General features: G+C 57.1%; 20 protein-coding genes. 13 read left to right on the top strand and 7 right to left on the bottom strand.

Annotated features, from left to right (window positions below):
* Window positions 1-106: 106 nt before the first annotated feature.
* The 4 genes from JOE65_RS08420 to JOE65_RS08435 form a co-directional block, all read right to left on the bottom strand.
* On the bottom strand, window positions 107-1,777 hold the full coding sequence (locus JOE65_RS08420) for a hypothetical protein (RefSeq protein WP_205162773.1): 1,671 nt from the start codon (window positions 1,775-1,777) through the stop codon (window positions 107-109).
* Between the two features lie 957 nt (window positions 1,778-2,734).
* A complete protein-coding gene (locus tag JOE65_RS08425) occupies window positions 2,735-2,899 on the bottom strand; it encodes a hypothetical protein (RefSeq protein ID WP_205162774.1) in 165 nt (54 codons plus the stop codon).
* 110 nt (window positions 2,900-3,009) lie between these two features.
* Window positions 3,010-3,378 (bottom strand): hypothetical protein, encoded by a 369-nt coding sequence (locus tag JOE65_RS08430; protein ID WP_205162775.1) that lies wholly within the window; start codon window positions 3,376-3,378, stop codon window positions 3,010-3,012.
* A 415-nt stretch (window positions 3,379-3,793) separates the two neighbouring features.
* Window positions 3,794-5,605 carry a replication initiator gene (locus tag JOE65_RS08435; protein ID WP_205162776.1) on the bottom strand — a complete coding sequence of 604 codons (1,812 nt, stop codon included), beginning with the start codon at window positions 5,603-5,605 and terminating at the stop codon, window positions 3,794-3,796.
* Between the two features lie 155 nt (window positions 5,606-5,760).
* Here JOE65_RS08435 and JOE65_RS08440 point away from each other — a divergent pair, with 155 nt between their 5' ends.
* Window positions 5,761-7,035 (top strand): MFS transporter, encoded by a 1,275-nt coding sequence (locus tag JOE65_RS08440; protein WP_205162777.1) that lies wholly within the window; start codon window positions 5,761-5,763, stop codon window positions 7,033-7,035.
* On the opposite strand, the gene JOE65_RS08445 is transcribed toward JOE65_RS08440, so the two are convergent.
* The 3 genes from JOE65_RS08445 to JOE65_RS08455 all read right to left on the bottom strand — a co-directional run bounded on the left by JOE65_RS08445 (window position 7,032) and on the right by JOE65_RS08455 (window position 11,664).
* Window positions 7,032-8,366 carry an alpha/beta fold hydrolase gene (locus tag JOE65_RS08445; protein WP_205162778.1) on the bottom strand — a complete coding sequence of 445 codons (1,335 nt, stop codon included), beginning with the start codon at window positions 8,364-8,366 and terminating at the stop codon, window positions 7,032-7,034. The two genes, JOE65_RS08440 and JOE65_RS08445, sit on opposite strands and share 4 nt — an antisense overlap.
* A 76-nt stretch (window positions 8,367-8,442) precedes the next feature.
* Entirely contained in the window at window positions 8,443-10,971 is a 2,529-nt protein-coding gene (locus JOE65_RS08450; protein WP_205162779.1) for a DEAD/DEAH box helicase, read from the bottom strand.
* Between the two features lie 54 nt (window positions 10,972-11,025).
* Window positions 11,026-11,664, bottom strand: coding sequence for an MBL fold metallo-hydrolase (locus tag JOE65_RS08455; protein WP_205162780.1), 639 nt, complete (start codon window positions 11,662-11,664; stop codon window positions 11,026-11,028).
* 92 nt (window positions 11,665-11,756) lie between these two features.
* Between JOE65_RS08455 and JOE65_RS08460 the strand changes: the two genes are divergently transcribed.
* From JOE65_RS08460 to secG, 12 genes are all read left to right on the top strand, one after another.
* Window positions 11,757-12,137 (top strand): GntR family transcriptional regulator, encoded by a 381-nt coding sequence (locus JOE65_RS08460; protein ID WP_205162781.1) that lies wholly within the window; start codon window positions 11,757-11,759, stop codon window positions 12,135-12,137.
* Window positions 12,138-12,239: 102 nt separating this feature from the next.
* Window positions 12,240-15,146 carry an excinuclease ABC subunit UvrA gene (uvrA, locus tag JOE65_RS08465; protein WP_420827498.1) on the top strand — a complete coding sequence of 969 codons (2,907 nt, stop codon included), beginning with the start codon at window positions 12,240-12,242 and terminating at the stop codon, window positions 15,144-15,146.
* Between the two features lie 177 nt (window positions 15,147-15,323).
* Window positions 15,324-15,989 (top strand): lysophospholipid acyltransferase family protein, encoded by a 666-nt coding sequence (locus JOE65_RS08470; RefSeq protein WP_205162782.1) that lies wholly within the window; start codon window positions 15,324-15,326, stop codon window positions 15,987-15,989.
* A 46-nt stretch (window positions 15,990-16,035) separates the two neighbouring features.
* Window positions 16,036-18,051 (top strand): excinuclease ABC subunit UvrC, encoded by a 2,016-nt coding sequence (uvrC, locus tag JOE65_RS08475; RefSeq protein ID WP_205162783.1) that lies wholly within the window; start codon window positions 16,036-16,038, stop codon window positions 18,049-18,051.
* A gap of 82 nt (window positions 18,052-18,133) precedes the next feature.
* Window positions 18,134-19,033 (top strand): RNase adapter RapZ, encoded by a 900-nt coding sequence (gene rapZ / locus JOE65_RS08480; protein WP_205162784.1) that lies wholly within the window; start codon window positions 18,134-18,136, stop codon window positions 19,031-19,033.
* Window positions 19,033-20,052, top strand: a complete 1,020-nt coding sequence (locus tag JOE65_RS08485) for a uridine diphosphate-N-acetylglucosamine-binding protein YvcK (RefSeq protein WP_205162785.1) — start codon at window positions 19,033-19,035, stop codon at window positions 20,050-20,052. Before rapZ ends, JOE65_RS08485 begins: the two co-directional genes overlap by 1 nt.
* Window positions 20,053-20,077: 25 nt before the next feature.
* Window positions 20,078-21,058 carry a DNA-binding protein WhiA gene (gene whiA / locus JOE65_RS08490; RefSeq protein ID WP_205162786.1) on the top strand — a complete coding sequence of 327 codons (981 nt, stop codon included), beginning with the start codon at window positions 20,078-20,080 and terminating at the stop codon, window positions 21,056-21,058.
* A gap of 126 nt (window positions 21,059-21,184) precedes the next feature.
* Entirely contained in the window at window positions 21,185-21,814 is a 630-nt protein-coding gene (locus JOE65_RS08495; protein ID WP_205162787.1) for a Fe-Mn family superoxide dismutase, read from the top strand.
* Between the two features lie 204 nt (window positions 21,815-22,018).
* Window positions 22,019-23,041, top strand: a complete 1,023-nt coding sequence (gene gap, locus JOE65_RS08500; protein ID WP_205162788.1) for a type I glyceraldehyde-3-phosphate dehydrogenase — start codon at window positions 22,019-22,021, stop codon at window positions 23,039-23,041.
* Window positions 23,042-23,056: 15 nt separating this feature from the next.
* Complete coding sequence (locus JOE65_RS08505) at window positions 23,057-24,286, top strand: phosphoglycerate kinase (protein WP_205162789.1); 1,230 nt, start codon at window positions 23,057-23,059, stop codon at window positions 24,284-24,286.
* 53 nt (window positions 24,287-24,339) lie between these two features.
* Window positions 24,340-25,155 carry a triose-phosphate isomerase gene (tpiA, locus tag JOE65_RS08510; protein WP_205162790.1) on the top strand — a complete coding sequence of 272 codons (816 nt, stop codon included), beginning with the start codon at window positions 24,340-24,342 and terminating at the stop codon, window positions 25,153-25,155.
* Between the two features lie 74 nt (window positions 25,156-25,229).
* Complete coding sequence (gene secG / locus JOE65_RS08515; RefSeq protein WP_239537017.1) at window positions 25,230-25,460, top strand: preprotein translocase subunit SecG; 231 nt, start codon at window positions 25,230-25,232, stop codon at window positions 25,458-25,460.
* The last annotated feature ends 80 nt before the right edge of the window (window positions 25,461-25,540 follow it).

The following is a 25,540-nucleotide window of genomic DNA, read 5'->3' on the forward strand; positions in this document are numbered from 1 at the left end:
CTTGATATCTGCATTTTTAGATTTTTGCATTTTCTTTTTTCTCTTTCTTATTGTGTGTCAGTACCAGCGATTACCGTTACCGGGGTGATACTCTTAGGCGATTTATTTAATTTTCTTTACAGAGGCGAAGACGGTCATCCTCTGGCAGAGATGGATTTTCCCGTATAATAGACCGGGTAACATCATCAGCCGAATGAGAGAGCCGAGACGCGGTATCAGATTCTAAACGAGTGGACGAAGCTAAGGCCCGGTGCACGTCTGGGCGGTTCCTTATTTTTGATAACTTATCTAGCGTTGTAGGTTCGGTTTCTGAGTTGTAAGCGACCCTAACGAGAACATCTATATCTTCATGAGTGACCAGCGTGTCGATTTCTGTTAGGGGAGCGAGATTACTTAGAGCCTTCTTTATTTGTTGATCAGTTATGTAATATGACTTTCCATAGGCGTTTCTGTCGATACCTTTCATCGCGAATGTTCCGACGGTTGAGGACTTGCCCGACTTCTGGACTTTCCCCTTTATATTTGCCGGGGTGATTTCATCAGCGACATCGAAGCCAATATAGGCAGCTTCTTGGTTACTGTTCATCTTGAAGCCCAAGGACACGTCAAAGCAGTTATCCCGAATCTGTGTTGTCAATAAGTCACTCTTGAAAGTCTGGCTGGAAAATACAGCACCTACACCGAGTGAACGAGCAACGGATAGAATCCCATAAATTTTAGTCATTGCTTCGTGACGTTGCTTAGAATCGAAACCCGCCATAGTTGCGCCGATTTCATCCCATACCCATAGCAGGTAGTTACCGTCATTCATGTGGTTCCACGACTGGGAGAGGCGGTCAGACTGGGAGAGCTTGTTAGCGTTTAGAGCCTTTCCACGGCGTGATATTTCTTCTTCCATAAAGCGAATCTGATTCCAAAAATCTGCGGTAGATAATCCGAAGTTACTAACATACGGAGCGAAGATACCGAATTCAGAGCCCTTACCATCAAATATCGCCACATCAATATTAGGGTTAAGGCATGCTTGCACCAGTTGTTGACGGATGATAGAGGACTTACCAGAGCCAGAGGCACCCGCACAAAGTTGCCGAACACTTCCACCTTCTTCCAAGAACAGCGGGAGAGAGTATGAAGAACCATTAGCATCCACACCAACGCCCAACCAATGATAGGGATCGTACTCGTCACGGAGGGAGAGGTTCAACACCGGGGCATCTTCCGACGCTAGGCGAGTTTCGAGCGGGGACACTTCACAGAACAGCACGGATACTATCCCGTCAAAGGGGTTATCGTCAGCCAATAAGATACTTTCAGCTAAACCGAGTTGAGAACGGAACACCGGCAGAACCTTTATTACTTCTTCGTCGTGGTGCCCAGCAGGGGTAAACAAATCCACCTTATATACGCCGGTCATTGTTGTGTCAGACACGGTGAGCAGCTTACGAACGTTGATTTGTTTCCCATCAGCATCACGCCACAGGGGAAGACTATCCATCACACGGGCGACCGCATCAACATAAGCGAACCGCTTTTTACGTAGTTTCGACATCTTGCCCAGATACTTCCAGCCGAGAGCCACAAGAGCGACAACAACAACAGCGGAGACGAACCGAGCATCAGCAACCAGAGCCGCAACAACTATCAGGGCGTAGCCGGTAGCAAACTCCAACGGGCGGCGATAATTCTTATGAGCGAACCAGAGGACGAGCCGAACTGTATTAGCGACGATAGCGAAGGTCAGTAGACTTACAATCTTAATCCAAAACATATTATTCACCGCCCATAAGGGTAGATAGAGCAGCGTTGCCGTCCAAAGGGTCAGTCAAGTGATAGCCAGCCGGGACTAACCAAACATAGGTAACGAGACCACTCCACGGACGAGCGACAGTATGCAGGCCTTTTATGACTTGCAAGGCACAATCGGGGGACCCGAGAGCATCGACCAGAACAACGGATGAGGGACAAAGCGCAATCCACGTATCGACACCGGGGCTCTCTGCAACATCAGGCAACGGAGCAGGAGTAGTAGTAGTAGTAGGAGTAGTAGTAGCGGATTCAGTAACGGCAGGGGCCGGGAGAATGTCACCGCCGGAGGCTTCCGAGGGAGCAGCGCCACCAGATTTCGCCATAGGAACAGGGGCGGGAGAGTTTGTAACCACAGGGGCAGGACCACCGGGGGCAGTGCCATTACTTTTCTTAGCATTTTCTAAACCTTGGTAGAGCGGGGCAAGAACAGGGGCGGGGGATTCCGTAACCTTAGGGGCGGGGGCAGGAAGTTCAGTGACGGTAGGAACCGGGCGAATGTCGCAATCCCCGGATCCGAGAGCATCGAGAACATCAGCAAAACTCACGGAGGAGGGACAAAGCGCAATCCACGTATCAACGCCGGGGCTCTCTGCAACATCAGGCAACGGAGCAGGAGTAGTAGTAGGAGTAGTAGTAGCGGATTCAGTAACGGCAGGGGCCGGGAGAATGTCACCGCCGGAGGCTTCCGAGGAATACATAGGGGCGGGGGATTCCGTAACCTTAGGAGCAGGGGCGACAGATTCCACACCAGCGGAGGACGAGTCAGGATGACCAGCGAACAAGGACCAGACGAGCAATGACATAATCGTTAGTGAGCTTAGGACCATAACGACCAGAATTAATTTGGAGGGCTGAGGGACGGCGTTAAGCGTTCCTTTTTGATTTTCTATAAAGCGTGGAGTTTTCATAATATTTCTACTTTCATCATCTATCGGGTGGAGGGGTTAGCGGCTTCGGACATCATGCCCGTGTAGTTGGCTTCCATATCATATGAAATGGTTCCAAGACCTGAGGCAAGGCCAGTAAACAAGCCATATGCGATAAGGAGGACAAGGGCGAGGGGGATAAGTTTCCCGTTAAAAAGATTGAACATGATTTTCTACTTTCATTGTTTTTTATTTGTAATTGTGTAGGCAATGCGGGGGGCCTTAACAGCCCCCCACACCCCCCAGTTGCCGTGTGCCACGGCGGGCAGGTCCCTGCTTAATTGCTCTTAGCGAGAGGGCTTGTTACTGATGCTTCTTTCAGTGTGCCAACGAGTAAGAAGGAAACTTCTGCTTTTTTCCCGCCCGAGGTTACATAAGGGGTGGCGTAAAAATTGCCGTCGATTGTGTATTCAGTGCGGGGGCTGAGCTTGGGTTCAGTTGCAGAGGCGATCTTAATTTTTTGTCCCTGCATAGCGTCTTCACCCATTACCAGTTCAATAACTGCTGTCCACAGTAGGAGGCCGGTTATTTTATCGGTTGGCTGCTGCTCTTGTCTCTGGTTGTCAACGAATGCAACGGCGGGAGAGATTTCAGGCTTAGTGCCGGTGTAAACGGTGGTTGTTTTCGTATCTACTGTAATTCTCATTTGATTTCTATTTTCTGCCCGAGGGCTTCTATTTATTTGATTTCATAGCATTTCTTTGCTATACATCTTCTCTATCGGTTGTATATTAGGAAAATAAAGGAAATAGGCGATATTCATCATTTCGTTATCATTCCGTTATATACAGTGTGCATTAGGTTCGGGAAATGAGGGGGGTGGCCTATTCTTCAATACTAATCAAGAGCCGCAGACTTCGTCCGCGTCTAAACACGCCCCGAGGGCGCTCCGGCCCCTTACTTTTCGGGACTCTTCCGCGCCGCTCCGCTCACGGTGACTCCGTCCCCGCTCTTCGAGGCTCCATCGCCCTACATTTCAGGGTTCTCCGACCCTCTACACCGTGTTTTAGGCATACGAAAGCCGGGGGTGTTGTTTTTGTGTTTTTGTCTTCCCTTTATTTTTAGAGGGGGCGCGCATATCTTTCGGGATTGTATTCAGATTCTTTTCTGATATATCTGAATTTGTCCCCAAACACTGATCGAAGGATGCTATCTGTATCAAGCTTTTCTATCACCGGCAAGGATTTTATGGGAGCGCGCTGCTGTGCTAATTCTTTCATCCGTTTGCTATCCATCTGCCATAGATATTCTTCTACTACGGGCGGGGCGTCTGCCGTTGCAAAAGCTTTCATCTCTTCTTTTAGTGCTGTAAGGGTTGTGCCCCAGTTGCTAATCGAGGTCAGAGCACCAGAGAACCCGGCGTTATCCAGAGTCTTGTTAAGGCGGATTGAGAGACCACGGGCGGAGCGTTGGAACCGTCTACCGGAACCGGCGAGGGAGTGGAACTCGTTCACGCTTTTTTGGTCAACGTTCAGGGGGACGGCGACAGACTCGTTAAACAGGTAAGGGAGGAGCGCTGAGGTTTCCCCAGTTTGGATAGCATCTTTTAGCGCTTCTATCTCTTGGAATACTTCTATTGCACGGCGTTCGAGGGCTTCCATCGCTTCGTAATACTCGTCATCAACTACGACACCATCAGGGACCAGCGACCATGCTTCTAAGTCTGTGCGGAGTTCTTCCAATTCGTTCACGGCGTTAGAGTGCATCGCTTCATGGATCACGCGGTCACCAGTCAAGGCAAGGGTTGTCTGTCGGAGGGCTTCAAAGTGGCGCTTCTGGTGCATCCCGAGTTCTCCAATAGCTGCGAGGGACGTTGCCTGCTGATTTTTGGTGAGGTATTTGGAGAGATACGCGGCGGCTTGCTTGTGCCCCGATAGCTCCCCTTCTTGCTGCTGCTCTTCGTGAAGAATACGTATATCCCAGACATCCCCGAACTTAGTCCCCGGTTTGGCTTGTCCCTTCTTCCATCGCACTTTCAGGATCACTAGACGGGGGTTAAATTTTTCACTACGTTGCAGGGTTGAGGCGTATCGCGTCCAGCGTTCTTTGGCTTGTTTCGAGCGGTAATAAGTAACCTTATGGGAAGGAATTTCTGCTGTTGGAATGTGCAGGGTTCCCCAGTTCTGCTGTATCTCTGACACGAGGGCGTTAAAGCCGGTTTCGTCACCATCAACGACAAGGAGGGTATGGGCGTGCAGGCTTCCGCGCTTCTGACGTTCATACACCGTGTAGAGACTCAACGACTCGCGGGGGACTCCGTAGCTCTCAGCGAGGCGGCGAACAGTCCGAACCAGTGATTTTTGTAGGGCGGGGAGATTTTCCGACCACATGATCTCTCCGGCGTAGTTGTAGGAGAAAGGATTAAGGGGGACGCCGATTAGCTCATGTTCGTAATCGTGGTAGCGACCGCAGGGGCATTTTCCTTTTCTTTTCATGACCGTCAGCCGGTTTTTCTCTCTTTGGACGGGGTGCATGTTCCGAACCTTGTAGGCATCCTTTACCGAATAGCTAGCCCTATGCACCTTGCCGAACGATGGGGCGGTATTGGTAAACAGAGCCACACGAGACGTGGGAGCCGCGAGGCCGTTCATTATTTGGCGTTGACGTAGACGGGCTTGGAACTCCGAGCACGACGGGCACTTCAAGGCGTTAGCAGAGCCGCAGGGAAGGAGGACTTCCGAGAGTTCCCCAGTTGATACTGCTTCCCGAATCATCACGACAGGACGGCGACAGGACTCAGAGCGAGAAGGCGTGACATCCAGACCGAGGACGACCTGAGGCTGTTCACCATTGGCGAGGCACGACTGAAAGAAGTCTTCATCTTCAAGGAGTCGGCGTTTTTCTTCGTACGAGAGAGCATCAGCGAAACTCACGGGGACCCCTTTCAGCATGGCGGAGAGGGGATGGGCTTAATCCCGCTCACTACCTATATCGGCAGGAGGGGTGAGAAAATTACTACTGCTTTTGCTACTGCTTGTTTCGAGCCGGCGAGGGACAGAAAACTGCATAACACCTTGTCAGGAGGACAATGCAAGAAATAGCGATCGATCCTCTAAGGGTCCAGCGCCGTACTGTTGCTGTCCTTGCGTCCGCACAATTGTTCAGCGGTATAGGCAACGGAGCCGGACTCGCCATTGGGTCCATCATGGCCGTGGACCTATCCGGTAGCGCTGTGTTTGCCGGGGCATCCACGACAGCAATCTCCGTGGCTGCGTCCGTGACAGCGTTGCCATTGGCCGCTGCCGCTGGGCGTTACGGCAGGCGCAGGGCACTCATGGCAGGGGTTTCGCTGGCGTTGTTGGGGGCCCTGCTCATGATTGGCGCCGCAGTGGTGGGCTCGTTCGCGCTCTTGTTGGCCGGGTCAGCTCTGCTGGGGGTGGGTAATGCTGCCAACCTGCAATCTCGGTTTGCTGCCCTGGATCTGGCGGAACCACAGCACAGGGGGCGGGACTTATCAATTGTTGTATGGTCGATAACCGTGGGCGCTGTGGCCGGGCCAAACTTGATCAAGCCCGGCGCCCAACTAGGACTCCAACTCGGCATTCCTGAAATCGCCGGGCCATTCCTCTTTTCCGCCGCCGGAATGGGTATCGCGTTGATGCTGCTGTGGATGGGTCTTCGGCCAGATCCGCTGTTGACGGCGCGGGCCATAGCCGGAGACACTTCTCAGCAGACAAAACGCTCCCTCAGCGCAGGTCTGCGTGCAATAAGGGCGTCCAGCCAAGCAAAGGTGGGGCTGGTAGCACTCGTCGGCGCTCACCTGGTCATGGTTGCCGTGATGTCTATGACACCGGTGCACCTGTCCCAATTGGATGCCCCCGACTATTCACACCATGCCAACTCCACGGATCTGCTGGCTTTCATTGGATTCACGATTTCCCTCCACATCGCCGGCATGTTTGCCCTATCTCCATTGATGGGATGGATGACGGACAGGCTTGGACGCATCCCCGTGATCCTGATCGGTGAGAGCCTACTTCTCTCGGCGGTTGCTGTAGCAGGGTTAAGCAGCACCACAGAAACCTCCGTCACCGTTGGCCTGATCCTCCTCGGCCTTGGCTGGTCCGCGACTACCATTTCGGGATCAACGCTGCTCGCGGAGAGCGTCGAACCTGCCAACCGTGTTCTCGTTCAGGGCGTTTCGGATACACTCATGGGCGCGGCAGGGGCGGCAGGCGCGGCTTTGTCCGGTCTTGTCTTGGCCGGCTTTGGGTTCCGCGGGCTGAATCTGGCTGCCGGCCTGGTGACATTGATGATCGTCGGGTACGTCTTGCTGACCCGGAGACCAAAGAGCAACGGCTAAGCCACCGGAGCGCCGCCCACCATCGACAGTAACCGACGGAAGATAGCTTCCCCGTCGTCGGCTATCCCATCGTGGTGGAAATCCCCGCTTTCCCACGCTTGTAAACCTCGAACTCTCGAGACGGTCTCCATGGACAAGCCATGGTCAACGTAGATGTCATCGAGATACACGGCGGCGGCCGTCGGAACAGTGTTCGCCGCCAGTACATCCAAGTTGTAAAGGTCCGGCCAGTCTGTCCGCTGTGCAAGGATCCCGGCAGTCTCTTTCAACGGAATCAATGCAGGGTCCTCCTCGAAGTACCACTGGTAGACCATCTCACCGAAGAGGAGCGGCTCATCCGCCGTCGGGCTGAATCCAGGGTGGGATTCAAGGACGCGTTCGGCGGACCAGTTCGACGCCGACCCCTGACAATAGATGGATTCGTGCATGACTGCGTAAAGGCAGTTCGATGCCCTGGTGACGAGGGCGCCTACCTGCTGGAGGAATGTGTCGCTGAGCCGGGTGCCGTCGGCTGTGTCCATGAAAGCCTCCTCGAGGAGGAAATGCAGGGCATCGATGCGTGTATTACCACCAAGGTAGTTACCCACCATCTGGAACCGTTGGACGCTGAGGCGCTCTCCGGTGGGAAGATGTTCATCGTTCGAGCGCAGGTGCGCGATGACTGCGTTGACTCGTCCGCGGTCTTCAGGGTACTTCGCAAAGTACTCTGCGTTTCTGGCGGTCACGCGGGCGTAGGTTGCTTGGTAAACGCGGTCCGGTCCGCCTGTCAGTGGCGCCAGACCACCGGTGACCAGCGCAGCATGGACTCCCTGTGGTTCCAGCGAAAGGTAGGTGAGAACGCAGAAACCGCCGAAGCTCTGCCCAAAGATGGTCCATGGTGCGGAACTGAGAACGGTGCGGATACTTTCTGCATCCCGGACAATGGAATCTGCACGAAAATGGGTCAGGTAGTCCGCCTGTTGCACAGGGCCGCCGCGCATGGAAAGAGTAGCCGCGCTGACATACGAACTACGCCCGGTGCCGCGTTGGTCGAGCATGAGAATGTGGAAGTTCTTTGCGGCCTCCTTCATCCAACCGCCAAGTTCGGCAACGCGTGCTCCTTTTCCACCGGGTCCGCCCTGAAGAAATAACAGCCATGGAAGCTGCGTCGCAGCTGCTTCCGAGTGGGATTCCGAAACGTACTCGCGAGCGAATACGTCCAGGGTTTCACCGGGCGTGTCAGAGGCGTAGTCGAGGGGCACAGTGAAGAAATGTTCGACGGTTCGTACCCCGCGAAGCGAGTACGTGGCGCCCCTGCGGTGGGTGACACTGTTATGGGTTTCGGGTTCCATGACCATGAGTGTTTCTCCAATCTCCGGCATCAGCCGGTCAAGCTGCAGTGGCGCGGACTATTGGGTCGTGGGTGAGCTAGAGCTGTCCGGCGTCGGTGATTCGGATGATCGCTGTTCCAGCCTCGTCGGAGGCGGCCAGATCAACATCAGCGCTGATGCCCCAGTCGTGATGCCCGGCCGGATCGGCAAAGATCTGGCGCACCTTCCATAGGCCGGGCTGTTCGTCGATGAGCAGCAACGCAGGCCCCCGGCCGCCGGGACCGTCGTCGATGTCGTCATGCTCCACGAAGTAGTCGTCCATCAGTGCGGACCACCGGTCCGCATCCCAGCCCGAACCGGAATCGAGATCCGCCAGAGCCTGATCGTTCTCATCCGCGAACAACCGCACCCGGAGGAACATCTCGTTACGGACCATGACCCTGAATGCCCGGCGGTTCGCGGTCAACGACGGAGGCTCGGGCGGAAGGATTGGTTCATCAGCCGCGGCAGCGGCTGCTCCGGCTGTGAGCTGCTCCCATTCGTCCAGCAGGCTGGAATCGACCTGACGCACGAGTTCTCCCAGCCACTCGATGATGTCCTCGAGATCCTCGCGTCGGGCCGACGTCGGCACGGTCTGGCGAAGCGCTTTATAGCAATCGGCAAGGTACCGCAGGACGATGCCTTCGGAGCGGGTCAACGAGTAGAAGGCCACGTACTCGCTAAATCCCATAGCGCGTTCGTACATGTCGCGAACCACGGATTTGGGAGTGAGCTCGAAATCGCCCAGCCAGGGTGCGTCCTTGCGGTAGACCTCGAACGCCTGGGTCAGCAATTCTGCCAGCGGCTGCGGGTAGGTGATGTCCTCCAGCGCTGCCATGCGCTGTTCGTATTCAAGCCCTTCGGCTTTCATCGCCGCCACAGCTTCGCCCCGGGCCTTCTTCGCCTGGGCGACAAGGACCTGACGAGGTTTTTCCAGTGTTGACTCAATAACCGAGACCACATCCAGGGCGTAGGACGCACTGTCGGGATCCAGCAGGTCCAGGCTCGCCAGCGCAAAGGGAGACAGCGGCTGGTTCAGGGCGAAGTTTGGCTGAAGATGAATTTTGAGGCGGATCTGCCGTCCGGTCTCGTCCGGGACGGGCAATTTCTCCACGATTCCTGAGGTCCGCAGTTCACGATAGATTCCCAGTGCCTTGCGCGTCAGGTTCAGCTGGGAGGGGCGTGGCTCATGGTTGTTCGTCAGTAGCCGCCGCACAGCAGCGAAAGGGTCTCCCGGCCTCTCCAGCAGGTTCAACAGCATGGAATGGCTGATCGAAAAACTGGAAGATAGCGGTTCAGGAGTTCCGGCCACCAGCCGGTCGAACGCTTTCTCACTCCATGAAACAAATCCGGCAGGCGGCTTCTTTCGAACCACCTGGCGCAGCTTTTTCTGATCGTCACCAAATTTGGCGGCAGCCTTCGCCATTGCCTTGTTGTTCTCCACCACGTGTTCTGGAGCCTGCACGACGACGGTCCCGGCAGTGTCGTAGCCGGCGCGTCCCGCACGTCCTGCAATCTGGTGGAATTCACGCACGTTCAGCGGGCGGGTACGGACGCCGTCGTACTTGCTCAAAGCGGTGATGAGGACGGTCCTGATGGGTACGTTGATGCCAACCCCGAGAGTGTCGGTGCCGCAGATGACCTTGAGCAGCCCCGCCTGGGCTAGCTGTTCCACAAGCCTGCGGTACTTTGGCAGCATTCCGGCATGGTGGACGCCGATGCCGTGCCGGACAAGTCGGTTCAGAGTCTTTCCGAATCCCGCTGCAAACCGGAACCCGCCGATCAGTTCGGCAATCCTGTCCTTTTCTTCTCTGCTGCATACGTTGATGCTCATCAGACTCTGGGCGCGGTCTATGGCCTCCAGCTGACTGAAATGCACCACATAGACTGGCACCTGGCGTGTTTCCAGGAGTTCCTCGAGCGTTTCGTGAACGGGGGTCTCGGCGTAGTAATAGTGAAGCGGGATGGGTCGCTCCGCCGAGCTGACGGTCACAGTCTCCTCGCCGGTCAACTCCGTCAGTTCCCGTTCAAACCGTGAGACGTCGCCCAAGGTGGCGGACATCAGGAGAAACCGGGACTGCGGCAGCTCGAGTAGCGGCACCTGCCAGGCCCACCCGCGTTGAGGATCGGAATAGAAGTGGAACTCGTCCATGACAACGCAGCCGAGCTCCGCCGCGGCGCCTTCGCGCAGAGCGATATTCGCGAGAATCTCCGCGGTACAGCAGATGATCGGCGCGTGCTGATTCACGGCGGAGTCGCCGGTAACCATGCCAACATTCTCTGCACCGAAGACTTCACACAGGGAGAAGAACTTCTCCGAGACAAGGGCCTTGATGGGCGCCGTGTAATAACTCCGTTCACCCAGAGACAACGCGTGGAAATGGGCAGCCAGCGCCACCAACGATTTCCCGGAACCCGTCGGCGTCGCAAGGATGACATTGTGGCTGGCAGCCAGCTCCATGACGGCCTCATCCTGAGCCGGATAGAGTTCGAAGCCGCGCGCGGACGACCAATCGGTGAAAGCCGCATAAATAGCGTCAGGGGTTGCATCGTCAGAGGTGGCAGGCAGTAGGTCAAAGAGAAGCATGGTTCCAACAGCTTAGCGCTCGGCGGAAACATGCCGGCGCCGGGACCGAGAACATCACCAGCCGCGTGACTTCCACTCCTGAAGATGAGGGCGTTCGGCACCGAGGGTCGTGGATGCACCATGCCCCGGATGAACCACGGTGCTATCGGGCAGGACGTTGAAAACCCGATCAACAACGTCCGCGTAGAGACTGGCAAAGCGGCTTGGATCGTTTCCGGTGTTCCCGAGTCCGCCGGGGAACACCGAGTCGCCGGAAAAAAGGTGCGCCGGTCCGTCTGGATCCCGGTATAGGAACGCCAAGGAACCAGGCGTATGCCCACGCAGGCCGATAACCTCAAGCTCGAAGCCATCGAAGGTTCCGGCATCACCGTGCGCCAGCACCACGTCAGTGGGCACATTGATATCTGAGACGTCGGCCTCACCCGCAGCCGTCTGCGCTCCCGTCAAGGCAACCAGATCGCCCAACACCCGTACATGATCCCAATGGCTATGCGTTGTGGCCACAAGGGCCAGATGCGTCGCCTTCGCGGAATCGTCATGAGCATCACTGAGCATCCGCTGAATCGCTGGAAGGTCATCAGCGGCGTCGATGAGGACCTGATCACCTGAGCTTCTCGAGGTCAGAAGGTAGACGTTGTTCGCCATATCGCTCACGGAAACAGTGCGGATCGTCAATTGCGGCAGTTCAATCATGTAGGAAGTCTAGACACCATCACCGTGAATTCTCGGTCGACCATGCAACACTGAGTTGATTCGGCATCGACGCAGAGACGGAAGAGCATCACATGAACGCGGACCCCTACCCCTGGCTGACTCTCGATACGCAATCCAAGACGTCGCCCTCGGAACAGGTCCGTGCGCTCATCGCCACGGCTGCAGCCTCAGGCAGCTTGTCGGTGGGAAGCCGGCTTCCGCCCATCCGGACCCTGGCTAACACATTGGGCCTGGCCGCGACCACGGTGGCAAAAGCGTACCGGGAACTCGAGCGCGCCGGAGTCGTAGAAACCAGATCGAGGGCGGGTACAGTGGTCGTTTCCACGGGCGACGACGCCCAAGCCAGGGCTGCGGAAGCAGCCGCGGAATTCGCCGCCGTCGTCAGGGCACAGGGGCTCAGCGGAGAAGATGCCGCCGCCCTAGCGCTCGCAGCCTTCAACAGCCTTCCATAGAGCAATCTGCAGCCACCGCATGCGTGGGGTGAGCGATAAGCCGGAAGCGAAATACCCGTTCATCGAATACGTATTCGATATCCCATCCATTACAGTGGACGCGTGTCTACCGCAAATTCTGCCCTTTCAGAGTCAGCCACCGAAACAGCACTTGTTCCCAATGACCATTCGCGTCTGATCGTGAAAGGTGCGAGGGAACACAACCTTCGCAACGTAGATCTTGATCTGCCCCGTAACGCGATTATCGTGTTCACAGGCCTCTCGGGTTCGGGCAAGTCATCACTGGCCTTCGACACAATCTTTGCGGAAGGACAGCGTCGATACGTCGAGTCGTTGTCCGCCTACGCGCGGCAGTTCCTCGGTCAGGTGGATAAACCTGACGTCGACTTCATCGAGGGTCTCTCGCCGGCGGTATCCATTGACCAGAAGTCCACGAGCAAGAACCCGCGGTCAACAGTCGGTACCATTACTGAAATTTACGATTACATGCGGCTCCTGTGGGCGCGAGTAGGGCGTCCTTTCTGCCCGATGTGTGGCGAACCTGTCATCCGGCAGACCCCGCAGCAGATCGTTGACCAGTTGCTCGAGCAACCGGAAGGGACTCGATTTCAGGTCCTCGCACCAGTCGTTCGTGGCCGTAAGGGTGAATTCGTCGACCTTTTCCAGGACCTGACAACTCAGGGGTACTCTCGTGCACGCGTGGACGGTAAACAGATTCAGCTCACCGAACCACCGAAACTCGGAAAGCAGTACAAACACACAATCGAGGTTGTCATTGACCGTCTGGTTGTCAAAGATGGGATGCGGCAGCGACTGACGGATTCGGTGGAGACAGCGCTGAAGCTGGCCGAAGGCCGCATGCTTGCAGACTACGTAGATCTCCCGGACGAAGACCCGGCAAGGGTTCGTCCTTATTCGGAGAATCTCGCCTGCCCCAACGAGCACCCGCTTGCCATTGACGAAATCGAACCTCGGTCCTTCTCCTTTAACAATCCCTTCGGTGCTTGTGTGTCCTGTAGCGGTATTGGCACCAAGTTGGAAGTCGACGAGGAACTTGTGGTGCCCAATCCTGCATTATCGCTCGCCGAGGGAGCCATCGCGCCATGGTCCCTGGGGACGGCAACGCTTGAGTACTGGACCCGATTGCTGGATGGATTGTCGCGGGACATGGGTTTCTCAGTGGATGTGCCCTGGCAGAAGCTTTCTGCTGAGGCACGCAAGGCTGTGCTGCACGGCAAAGATCACAAGGTCACCGTTCAGTATCGAAACCGGTTCGGCCGCGAACGCAAATACAGTACGGGCTTTGAGGGCGCCATACAGTACATTCATCGCAAGCATGTGGAAACAGAATCCGATCATGCCCGCGAACGGTACGAAGAGTACATGCGACAGATCCCGTGTGCTGACTGCGGCGGAGCGCGGCTCAATCCGGCGTCACTGTCTGTGCTCATCAACGGCAAGTCCATTGCGGAAGTATCCGCGATGCCCATGCGTGAGTGCGCAGCGTTCCTTGGACAACTGACGTTGACAGGACGCGAGGAGCAGATAGCTAGCCAGGTCCTTAAAGAGATACAGGCCAGATTGACGTTTCTGCTCGATGTTGGGCTGGAGTATTTGAATCTCGAACGAGCCGCGGGCACCCTCTCCGGTGGCGAGGCTCAGCGCATCCGCCTTGCCACCCAGATTGGATCGGGTCTTGTTGGCGTACTCTACGTGCTTGATGAACCCTCGATCGGTCTGCATCAAAAAGACAACAGGCGCCTCATCGAAACCTTGACACGTCTGCGCAATCTGGGGAATACGCTGATCGTTGTCGAGCATGATGAAGACACCATTCACGAAGCCGACTGGATTGTTGATATTGGTCCGGGTGCTGGCGAACACGGGGGAGAGGTTGTCCACTCCGGATCTCTTGAGGATTTGTTGGTCAACGAGCGCTCCCTGACCGGTCAGTACCTCTCCGGACGACGGTCCATTAAGATTCCTGCCAAACGGCGCAAGTATGACAAATCTCGTCAGCTCAAGGTTGTTGGCGCCCGCGAGAACAATTTGCGCAAGGTCGACGTCGCATTCCCTCTTGGGCTTCTTACCGCCGTGACCGGAGTCAGCGGGTCCGGAAAATCGACGCTCGTCAACGACATCCTCTATAAGGTACTGGCGAATAAACTCAACGGCGCCAAGCAGGTGGCGGGCAGGCACACTCGCATTGACGGGTTGGAGCAGCTCGATAAAGTAATTCACGTGGATCAAAGTCCGATTGGGCGCACTCCGCGGTCCAATCCGGCAACGTACACGGGAGTCTTCGACAACATCCGCAAGCTCTTTGCCGAGACAACGGAAGCAAAAGTCCGTGGCTACCTGCCTGGCCGCTTTTCTTTCAACGTCAAGGGTGGCCGTTGTGAGGCCTGTTCCGGTGATGGCACACTCAAAATTGAAATGAACTTCCTGCCGGACGTCTACGTTCCATGTGAAGTCTGCCACAGCGCGCGTTATAACCGTGAAACCCTGGAGGTCCATTACAAGGGTAAATCTATTTCGGATGTCCTTAACATGCCCATCGAGGAAGCCGCAGAATTCTTCGCAGCGTTCGCGCCGATCGCGCGCCACCTGCGAACTCTGGTGGATGTTGGTCTGGGGTACGTGCGCCTCGGCCAACCGGCCACAACACTCTCCGGTGGGGAAGCACAGAGGGTCAAGCTGGCAAGTGAATTGCAGAAACGTTCCAACGGGAGAAGCGTCTATGTGCTCGATGAACCGACCACGGGTTTGCACTTTGAGGACATCAGGAAACTGCTTCATGTGCTGCAAGGGCTGGTGGACAAGGGCAATACCGTCATAACGATCGAGCACAACCTCGATGTAATCAAGAGTGCGGACTGGGTGATAGATATGGGGCCCGACGGTGGTTCCGGCGGCGGGCAGATCATTGCAACCGGGACTCCGGAGCAGGTAGCCCGGGAAAAGGAAAGCCACACGGGTTACTTCCTGGCTGAAATGTTTGGACGTTAAATTCCCTTTCAGGCGCGTTCATATACTGCGTATGGAATATGTGTTTCCCTGTTGTTAATCTCTGTGGGAAACTTGGCCGGTGACAGTTCATCTAGACGGTGAGGCCTCCGAGGCCGTTTTTGCTCCGCAACCAGTTGCTGTGCGCCCACAACAGACCACCGATCTGGGGGAATGCTGATGGGCGTTTACTGGCTGACGCGTAGGAGTACCCGCGGTCTCATCGCAGGAATGTGCCGGCCAACGATTGAAGGACTTGAGAATGTTCCTGAGGCGGGGCCACTGATCGTTGCACCAAACCACCTCTCGTTCCTGGACAGTGTGTTGGTTCAGGCCCTCATGCCGCGTCGAGTCGCTTTTTTTGCCAAAGCCGAATACTTCACCGGTAAAGGAATCAAAGGCGCTGCCATGCGCTCCTTCTTTGAAGGGGTCGGATCGATCCCGGTAGAGCGTGGACAACAGGCTGCGAGCGTGGCGGCGTTGAAAACGCTTTTGGAGATCTTGCAAGACGACGGTGGCATTGGGATATATCCGGAGGGCACCCGGTCCCGGGACGGGCTCCTTTACCGCGGGCGGACCGGCGTAGGCTGGTTAGCGCTGACCACGGGCGCACCGGTGTTGCCCGTGGGGCTGATAGGCACCGAGAATCTCCAGCCTGCTGGCAAAAAGGGCATCAAGCCTCAACACTTCACCATGCGAATTGGCAAACCGCTGTCGTTTCCGAAGATGGGTCCAGACCATTCGCTTCCGGAGCGACGTAGGACCACTGATGCCATCATGGACGCTATTGCCGAATTGAGCGGGCAGGAACGCTCGTCAAGCTATAACCAGAGCCCCAGCGCGTAAACACCTACCGTTCGTTAGAAGTGGCACACTCTTCTAGACTGGGGAAGTGGCAGATCCAGCAACGTACCGCCCAAGAACCGGCGAAATTCCCACTGCACCCGGTGTATATCGCTTCCGCGATGAACATCGGCGTGTGATCTACGTCGGTAAAGCAAAGAACCTGCGGTCCAGACTCAACTCGTATTTTGCAAACCCTGGGTCTCTCATGCCCAGGACACGCGCCATGGTCTTCACCGCCACAAGCCTGGAATGGACCATGGTCGGCAGTGAACTGGAGGCACTCCAGCTGGAGTACACCTGGATCAAGGAGTTCACGCCACGATTCAACATCATGTTCAGAGATGACAAATCCTATCCGTATCTGGCCGTGACCATGGGAGAGAAGTTTCCGCGCGCTCAGGTGATGCGGGGTGAACGCAAAAAGGACACTCGTTACTTTGGGCCGTTCTATCCGGCTAAGGCCATCCGCGAAACACTTGACACGCTTCTGCGGGTATTTCCCGTCAGGACCTGCAGCGCAGGGGTCTTCAACCGAGCGCAGCGAACTGGTCGTCCGTGTTTACTTGGGTATATCGGTAAATGTTCGGCGCCGTGTGTGGGGTCCATCTCTGAGGAGGATCATAGGGAGCTGGCGGCACAGTTATGCACGTTTATGTCCGGAGAGGCTAAACCGTTCATCGTGCGCTTGGAAAAGGAGATGGCACGCGCCGTTGATGAGCTCGATTATGAAACGGCCGCGCGCGTTCGCGACGACATAGCAGCGCTGAAACGGGTTTTCGAACGGAACACGGTGGTGCTATCGGAGGATACAGAGGCCGATGTCTTCGCGATCGAGGAGGATGAGCTTGAAGCGGCCGTCCAGGTTTTCCATGTGCGTGGCGGTCGCATCCGAGGTCAACGCGGCTGGGTTGTTGAAAAGGTGGAGGAGACCTCGACGCCGGAACTGGTCGAGCATTTGCTGCAGCAGGTCTATGGCGAAGGCGACATCAGCAACAACAGTATTCCTCGAGAGGTTCTTGTTCCGGTATTGCCCTCGAACGCTGAGCAACTATCACCGTGGCTGCGAGGTTTGCGGGGTGCCCGGGTGGACCTGCGGGTCCCTCAGCGCGGGGACAAGGCTGTGCTCATGCAGACCGTTGCGCAGAACGCTGCCGATTCGCTCCGGCTCCACAAATCCAAGCGGGCCGGTGACCTGACCACCCGCTCGGTGGCTCTGCAGGAGCTGCAGACGGCACTAAACTTGCCTGTTCCGTTGATGCGCATCGAATGTTTCGATATCTCGCATGTTCAGGGAACCAACGTCGTTGCGTCAATGGTCGTGGTCGAAGACGGACTGCCACGCAAGGCCGACTACCGAAAATTTTCTATTACCGGAGACGCTGCCCGGGATGACACGGCCTCCATGTATGACGTGATCACCCGCAGGTTCCGTAACTACTCGCGTGACAAAGATGCGGGCGCCGAGATGAGAACGCCGGAAGGATCATCGGCTGGCTCGCTCGATGAGCAAGAGGAGGTCCGAGCGGACACCACGACGCCGGCGGCGCGCCGCAAGTTCTCGTATCCACCCAACCTGGTTGTGGTCGACGGTGGACAGCCTCAGGTTGCTGCTGCGTCGCGCGCGTTGGTAGACCTCGGGGTGCACGATGTTTTCGTCATCGGGTTGGCCAAACGGCTGGAAGAAGTATGGGTCCCTGACTCCGAGTTCCCGATCATTTTGCCCAGAGCGTCCCAAGGACTTTTCATGTTGCAGCGAATCCGTGACGAAGCTCATCGATTCGCCATCACGTTCCACCGGGCTAAGCGCGGAAAGTCGATGACCGAGTCGGCGCTGGATGCGGTACCGGGGCTTGGACCCAGCCGGCAGCGTGCACTGTTGAAGTACTTCGGATCGGTTCGCAAGCTCCGGGCGGCGACGATTGAGGAGCTGCAGAAGGTGCCCGGTGTGGGCCCGGCCCTGGCGACGGAAATATTGAGCAGGCTCGGGACGGCACCGGATGAGTCGGCGGCCGTCGACATCAACACCGCCACCGGCGAAGTGAGCGATTCTTGGCTAGGCTAAGACGAGATGGAACGGGCAACCTCTGGTCCCGTTTTATTCTTTGGAATTTCCAGTGCTGCCTTCAATCCGACAGGACCTATGCATGACCTCCTCAACAGCCGCAACACCTCTGCCTCCGGTTCAGTCGGAAATGCTCGTTGTCACGGGTATGTCCGGTGCAGGACGAAGCACTGCTGCCAATGCGCTTGAGGATCACGGCTGGTACGTCGTCGAAAACCTTCCGCCGCAGATGCTCGGCACGCTCACATCCCTCGTGGCGAGAACCCCTGGATCCATTCCAAAGCTGGCCGTGGTCATCGATGTGCGCAGCAAATCCCTCTTTGAAGATATTCGGGAGGCACTCAGAGCAATTTCTGCGGCTGGGGTTACCTATCGTGTCCTTTTTCTTGATGCCTCGGACGATGTTCTGGTGCGGCGTTTCGAGCAGGGGAGACGGCCTCATCCGCTGCAGGGCAACGGACGCATTCTGGATGGCATTGGCGCCGAACGTGATGTCCTTAAGGAGATGAAGCAGGCGTCGGAGATCGTGTTGGACACGACGGACCTGAATGTCCATGAATTGGCAACAGCCATTACCGAGCTGTTCTCGGAAAGCGGTCCAGTTGTACTGCGTCTGAACATCATGAGTTTCGGTTTCAAGTACGGGTTGCCGGTTGATGCGAACTTTGTCGCTGACGTCCGTTTCATTCCCAACCCACATTGGGATCCCGAGCTACGACCCTTCACGGGGCTTGACCCGCAGGTGAGTGATTTTGTTCTGCTGAACTCGGGTGGACAGGAATTCGTGGACCGGTACGTCCATGCCCTGGAACCGGTGTTGGACGGCTATCGCCGGGAGAACAAGCACTACGCCACCATCGCCGTCGGCTGCACTGGTGGAAAGCACCGTTCTGTCGCCATCACGGAGGAGCTGGCGAAGCGCCTGGCGCAACAGCCGCGTGTCGTGGTCAAGGCGCACCACCGTGATCTGGGGCGAGAGTAGTGGCCCTGCTGACAGGCCCGTTGCCGATGGTGCCCGTTGATGGTCTTGGCCCCGGCAAGGAGGCGGCCCCAACGGTTGTAGCGCTCGGAGGCGGGCACGGCTTGGCCGCGTCGCTGTCAGCGCTGCGGCTGCTGACCTCTGAGCTCACCGCGGTCGTGACGGTGGCAGACGACGGCGGATCGTCGGGACGTTTGAGGCGGGAGCTGTCCGTGCTGCCTCCGGGGGATCTTCGGATGGCTCTTTCCGCGCTGTGTGACGACACGGACTGGGGCCGTACGTGGCGGGATGTGATGCAACATCGCTTCGCATCAGCGCCGGGCACCGAAGGATCCTTAGACGGTCACGCGTTGGGAAACCTACTCATTGTCACGCTCTGGGAACTTCTCGGAGACCCCGTTGCGGGTCTGCAGTGGGCTGGTGCCTTGCTTGGGGCTCGGGGTCGGGTGGTGCCGATGGCAAGTGTGCCGCTGACCATCGAAGGAGACGTCCTTTCGGAGGTGGATGGACGCTTGATCCGCGAAACGATCCATGGGCAGGCTCAACTAGCAGTTGCCGGCAGCAGCCGCAACGTCAGCGACGTACGTCTCCTGCCGACGGACGCACCAGCATGTATTGACGCGCTTAACGCCGTCGAGCTGGCCGACTGGGTGGTGCTGGGGCCGGGTTCCTGGTACACCTCTGTGCTCCCGCACTTGCTGCTACCTGAACTGCGGGATGCGCTGTGCCAGACCACGGCAAAGCGCTGCCTGACCATGAACCTGAGTAATGAAACACATGAAACGGCCGGAATGCGTGCTGTCGACCATCTGAAGGTCATCCGGCGATACGCTCCGGAACTCCGTATCGATGCTGTACTGGCGGATCCTTCGGTCATCGACAACCATGGGGAATTCGAGCGGGAGGCGGCGGCGATGGGCGCCAGCGTGCTTTTGGGTAAAGTGGGTTCTTCCACGGGTTCGCCCAATCACGACCCGTTGCGCTTAGCGACCCTCTACCGGGACGCGTTCGGCGCGGACTGATCGTTTTGCAGAGGAGAGTGAATTCGTGGCCCTGACTGCGGACGTCAAGGAAGAACTGTCACGCCTGAATGTCAGGAAGTCATCAGAGCGAAAGGCTGAAGTTTCGGCGACCCTCCGGTTCGCTGGAGGGCTGCATATCATTTCTGGCCGAATTGTCGTTGAGGCTGAGGTGGATCTGGCGTCCACCGCCCGACGGCTGCGCTCGGCCATCGCGGAAGTGTACGGCCACGGTTGCGAGATCATCGTGGTCTCCGGCGGCGGGCTGCGCCGAGGAAACCGTTACGTCGTCCGCGTCGTACGCGATGGCGAGTCTTTGGCGCGGCAGACCGGTCTGCTCGACGCACGGGGTCGTCCTGTCCGGGGGTTGCCATCTGTCGTGGTCAACGGTTCCGTCGCCGATGCTGAAGCAGTCTGGCGCGGTGCTTTTCTCGCGCATGGTTCACTGACCGAGCCTGGCCGATCTTCTGCACTGGAAGTGACGTGTCCCGGACCCGAATCAGCTCTGGCGCTTGTTGGCGCGGCGCGAAGGCTCGGAATCGCTGCCAAGGCCAGAGACGTCCGAGGGGTGGACCGTGTCGTTATCCGGGATGGGGATCACATTGCAGCCCTCCTGACCCGCATGGGCGCCCATGACGCGTTGATGATGTGGGAAGAGCGCAGAATGCGGAAGGAGGTCCGTGCGACGGCGAACAGGCTGGCCAACTTTGACGACGCGAACCTGCGCCGATCAGCTCAGGCGGCTGTAGCAGCTGGCGCCCGCGTCGCGCGCGCCCTTGAAATTCTCGCTGACGATGTACCGGAGCATCTGAAGTACGCAGGGGAGTTGCGCGTGAGCCATAAGGAGGCAAGCCTCGACGAGCTAGGGCGGCTCGCCGATCCACCTATGACCAAAGACGCGGTTGCGGGACGAATCCGGCGCCTGCTTGCCATGGCCGACAAACGAGCCGTCGAACTCGGTATCCCGGGGACCGAGACAAATGTGACTGAGGAGATGCTCGAAGAGTAATTATCTGCATAGGATGGGAGAGAGGTCTTTTCGCGAAGGCCAGGCTCCGGGCACGCCCGGTCGTACACTCCACCGGGCGCCTGAAGCCGAAGCAAAAACTGGCACGACTAGTTATTGGAGGATTCAGTGAACGAATACACACTTCCCGAGCTCGACTACGACTACGCGGCTCTTGAGCCCCACATTTCGGCGCGCATCATGGAGCTGCACCACAGCAAGCACCATGCGGCTTACGTCAAGGGAGCCAATGATGCTATGACGCAGTTGGCCGAGGCACGCGAGCAGGGCCAGTTCGGGAACATTCCGAAACTTTCCAAAGACCTTGCCTTCCACACCGGCGGTCATATCAACCACTCCGTTTTCTGGAAGAACCTCTCACCGGAGGGTGGCGGCAGGCCTGACGGCGAACTGGCAGCGGCCATCGACGACGCTTTCGGCTCGTTCGACGCGTTCCAGGGGCAATTCAACGCCGCTGCTCTGAGCCTTCAGGGGTCAGGATGGGCATTTCTGGCCTATGAGCCCATTGGCGGGAATCTCGTCGTTGAGCAGCTCTACGATCAGCAGGGCAACGTCGCGCTTGGCACAACCCCTCTGCTCATGCTCGACATGTGGGAGCACGCTTTCTACCTTGACTATGTCAATGTAAAGGCTGACTACGTGAAGGCCTTCTGGAACATCGCGAACTGGCAGGACGTTGCAGCCCGTTTCAACGCTGCACGCTCTAACGCCACTGGTCTCATCCTCGTCGGAGAGTAGACGAAGCCCTGGTCTACGTACCAAGCTGATCCATGGTGCGTAGACTGGGCCCGGAGGGTTCACCGCGGAGACTCGAACCGCGGGTAGCTCTTCGGAACCGGCAGGACCTCCCACCACTAAGGTTCTCTAGCGCTGTCGGTATTGCCCACGGCCAGCTAATGATCCATGGTCACTGGCCTCAACGCCTACCAAGGAGATATTAACGTGACTACACGTATTGGCATCAACGGCTTCGGCCGGATCGGTCGTAATTTCCTCCGTGCCACGCTCGCCCAGGGGGCAGACCTAGAGGTGGTCGCGGTCAACGACCTGGCCGACACCAAGACACTTGCGCACCTCTTCAAATATGACAGCGTAGCCGGCCGCCTTTCCGAGGAAGTGTCGGTCGAGGGCGATCAGATCGTCGTCGACGGACGCCCCATAAAGGTTCTCGGCGAGAAAGACCCGGCGCATCTCCCGTGGAAGGATCTGGGTGTAGATATAGTCATTGAGTCGACCGGACTTTTCACGAATGCCGAAGGCGCGCAGAAGCACATCGACGCAGGGGCTCGGAAGGTTATCATTTCAGCTCCCGGCAAGGGATCAGACCTAACCGTAGTCATGGGTGTCAATGACCACCTTTATGATGACGGCCAGCACAACATCATCTCCAACGCCTCCTGCACCACCAACTGCCTCGGCCCGCTGGCCAAGATCCTGAATGACAGCTTTGGGATTGAACGTGGGTTCATGACAACCATCCACGCTTATACCGCCGATCAGAATCTGCAGGATGCTCCTCACCGCGACCTGAGGAGGGCGCGAGCAGCAGCGATCAACGTTGTACCGACCTCCACCGGGGCAGCCGCAGCGATCGGGCAGGTGATTCCAGAGTTACAGGGCAAACTCGACGGGTTCGCTGTCCGGGTTCCTGTTCCAACGGGGTCTCTAACAGACCTCACGGTCACGGTCTCCCGTGAGGTGAGTGCTGAAGAAGTTAATGAGGCGTACCGGCAAGCGGCAACCCAGGACCAGTGGAAAGGCATTCTCACCTACACTGAGGAGCCGTTGGTGTCCTCGGACATTGTCTCTGATCCTGCCTCGGCCATCTTTGATTCAGGCCTGACGAAGGCGCTGGGAAACCAGGTAAAGGTCGTGGCTTGGTATGACAATGAATGGGGCTACTCGAACCGTCTTGTGGACCTCGCTGAGCTCATAGCTTCCAAAATCATTACTACCAAAAACTAAGGCAGAGAGCTGACTGTGGCCTACATTTCCCTCGATGAACTTCTCTCCTCCGGTGTAAGCGGACGCCGGGTACTCGTCCGTTCGGACCTGAACGTACCTCTCGAGGACGGGAAGGTAACTGATGACGGACGGATTCGTGCGTCTGTTCCGGTGATTACCGCACTTGCCGACGCTGGCGCGCGTGTCGTCGTTATGGCGCACCTAGGACGGCCCCAGGGGAAGTTTCGGACCGAGTTTTCGCTCGTTCCGGTTGTCGAGCGGTTGCGCAGTCTTGTTCCATTGACAGTGCGGATGGCATCGGACGTTTCCGGGGATGACGCCCGAAAGCAGGCAGGTTCTCTGGTAGGGGGGGAAGTCCTCGTGCTGGAGAACCTTCGTTTTGATGCTAGGGAGACGAGTAAGGACAATGCCGAGCGGGATAGCTTTGCGGCCGAGCTGGCCGCACTCGTGGGGGAAGACGGTGTTTACGTGGACGACGCCTTCGGGGCCGTGCATCGCAAGCATGCCAGCGTCACAGATATTACGCGCCATCTGCCCGCGTATGTGGGGAATCTTGTCAGTACCGAACTTAAGGTTCTGGGAAAGCTCACCACGAACCCAGACCACCCGTATGTGGTGGTTTTAGGCGGCGCCAAGGTATCCGACAAACTTGCTGTCATCGATAATCTGATGGAGAGGGCTGACTATCTGCTGGTCGGCGGCGGGATGGTGTTTACGTTCCTTGCGGCCATGGGCCACAAGGTGGGTGGAAGTATGCTCGAAGCTGATCAGGTGGAGACGGTGCGCGGATACCTGGATTCCGCAGAGCAAGCGGGTTGCGAATTTATCTTGCCCACGGACATCGTGGTGGCGTCAAGGTTCTCGGCGGACGCAGAACACGAGGTTCTCGCATCCGAGGACATCGAAAATGCGACATTTGGAGCTTCCGGGCTCGGGCTCGACATCGGCCCGACATCGGCCGAATCCTTCGCACGTCATATCCGATCGGCCGGGACAGTGTTCTGGAACGGGCCGATGGGAGTCTTCGAGTTCGATGCATTTGCCGATGGCACGCGTATAGTTGCCCAAGCTTTGGCGGAGTGTGATGGGTTTACGGTAGTTGGTGGCGGTGATTCCGCAGCAGCTGTTCGGGCGCTGGGCTTCGATGAGAGTTCCTTTGGGCACATTTCTACCGGGGGCGGAGCGAGCTTGGAGTATCTAGAAGGTAAAGAACTCCCGGGCCTTATGGCTCTGGACCGACAGTAGTACATGCGGCGTCTAGACGCCGCTTAGAAGCCCACGCCACGGAAAGGCCTGAGATGACTACCCAGACCAACGGGAAATTCGACCGAAAACCACTTGTTGCCGGTAACTGGAAGATGAACATGGACCATGTCCAGGGGATTACGCTTCTTCAGAAGCTTGCTTGGACTCTCGATGACGCCAACCACGACTACAAGCGCGTTGAGGTTGCAGTTTTCCCACCGTTCACGGACCTTCGAGGCGTCCAAACCTTGGTCCATGGTGATGAATTGGACATCGTCTACGGCGCGCAGGATCTGTCGCCGCAGGACTCTGGTGCGTACACAGGCGATATCTCCGGTCAGTTTCTCAGCAAACTGAAATGTACGTATGTACTGGTTGGACACAGCGAGCGGCGGAGCATCCACTCGGAAGATGATGACATGGTTGCAGCCAAGACTGCGGCAGCGTTCAAACACAACCTCGTACCTATCCTCTGTGTCGGGGAGGGCTTAGAAGTCCGTCAAGCAGGGGCGCATGTACAACACACTCTGTCCCAGCTTCGTGCAGCCGTGAAAGGCCTCGCCGCGGAACACGTCCGGAAGCTAGTCATCGCCTACGAACCCGTATGGGCGATTGGCACCGGGGAAGTCGCCGGACCCGAGGACGCGCAGGAAATGGCAGCCGCGGTCAGAGCCGAAATCTCCTCACTCTATGATTCTTCCGTCGCGGACGCCTCGAGGGTCCTTTACGGTGGTTCAGTTAAGGCTGCCAACGTCGCCGCTACGCTCCGCCAAAGGGACGTCGATGGCGTACTGGTCGGCGGTGCCAGCCTAGACCCCGCGGAGTTTGCTAATATCGTTAGGTTCGAGCATCATCTGGTGACGGACTAGCCGCTTCGCGGATTATCTACGGAATCGTCGCTCGTCGCCCCGGAAAGGCCATTGTGGAAATACTCAAAATCGTTATGCTGGTTTTTCTCGGTATTACAAGTTTATTGCTCACCCTCTTGATCCTGATGCACAAAGGCCGCGGTGGCGGAATGTCGGACATGTTCGGTGGCGGCATGAGTACCAGCATGGGATCCTCTGGCGTCGCGGAACGGAACCTCAACCGGTTCACGGTGGCGTTGAGCCTCGTCTGGGGCGTGGTGATCGTTGGTCTCGGATTGATCCAGAGGTTCTCCGGCGAATCCTGATCCCTTAGGTACAACTGACAATTTACATCGGCAGGTAGGGCTCGCGTCCCGCCTGCCGTAGTTGTTTGACCGGTACCGTG

This window comes from Arthrobacter roseus (assembly GCF_016907875.1).
In the GTDB taxonomy this organism is placed as follows: Bacteria; Actinomycetota; Actinomycetes; order Actinomycetales; family Micrococcaceae; genus Arthrobacter_J; species Arthrobacter_J roseus.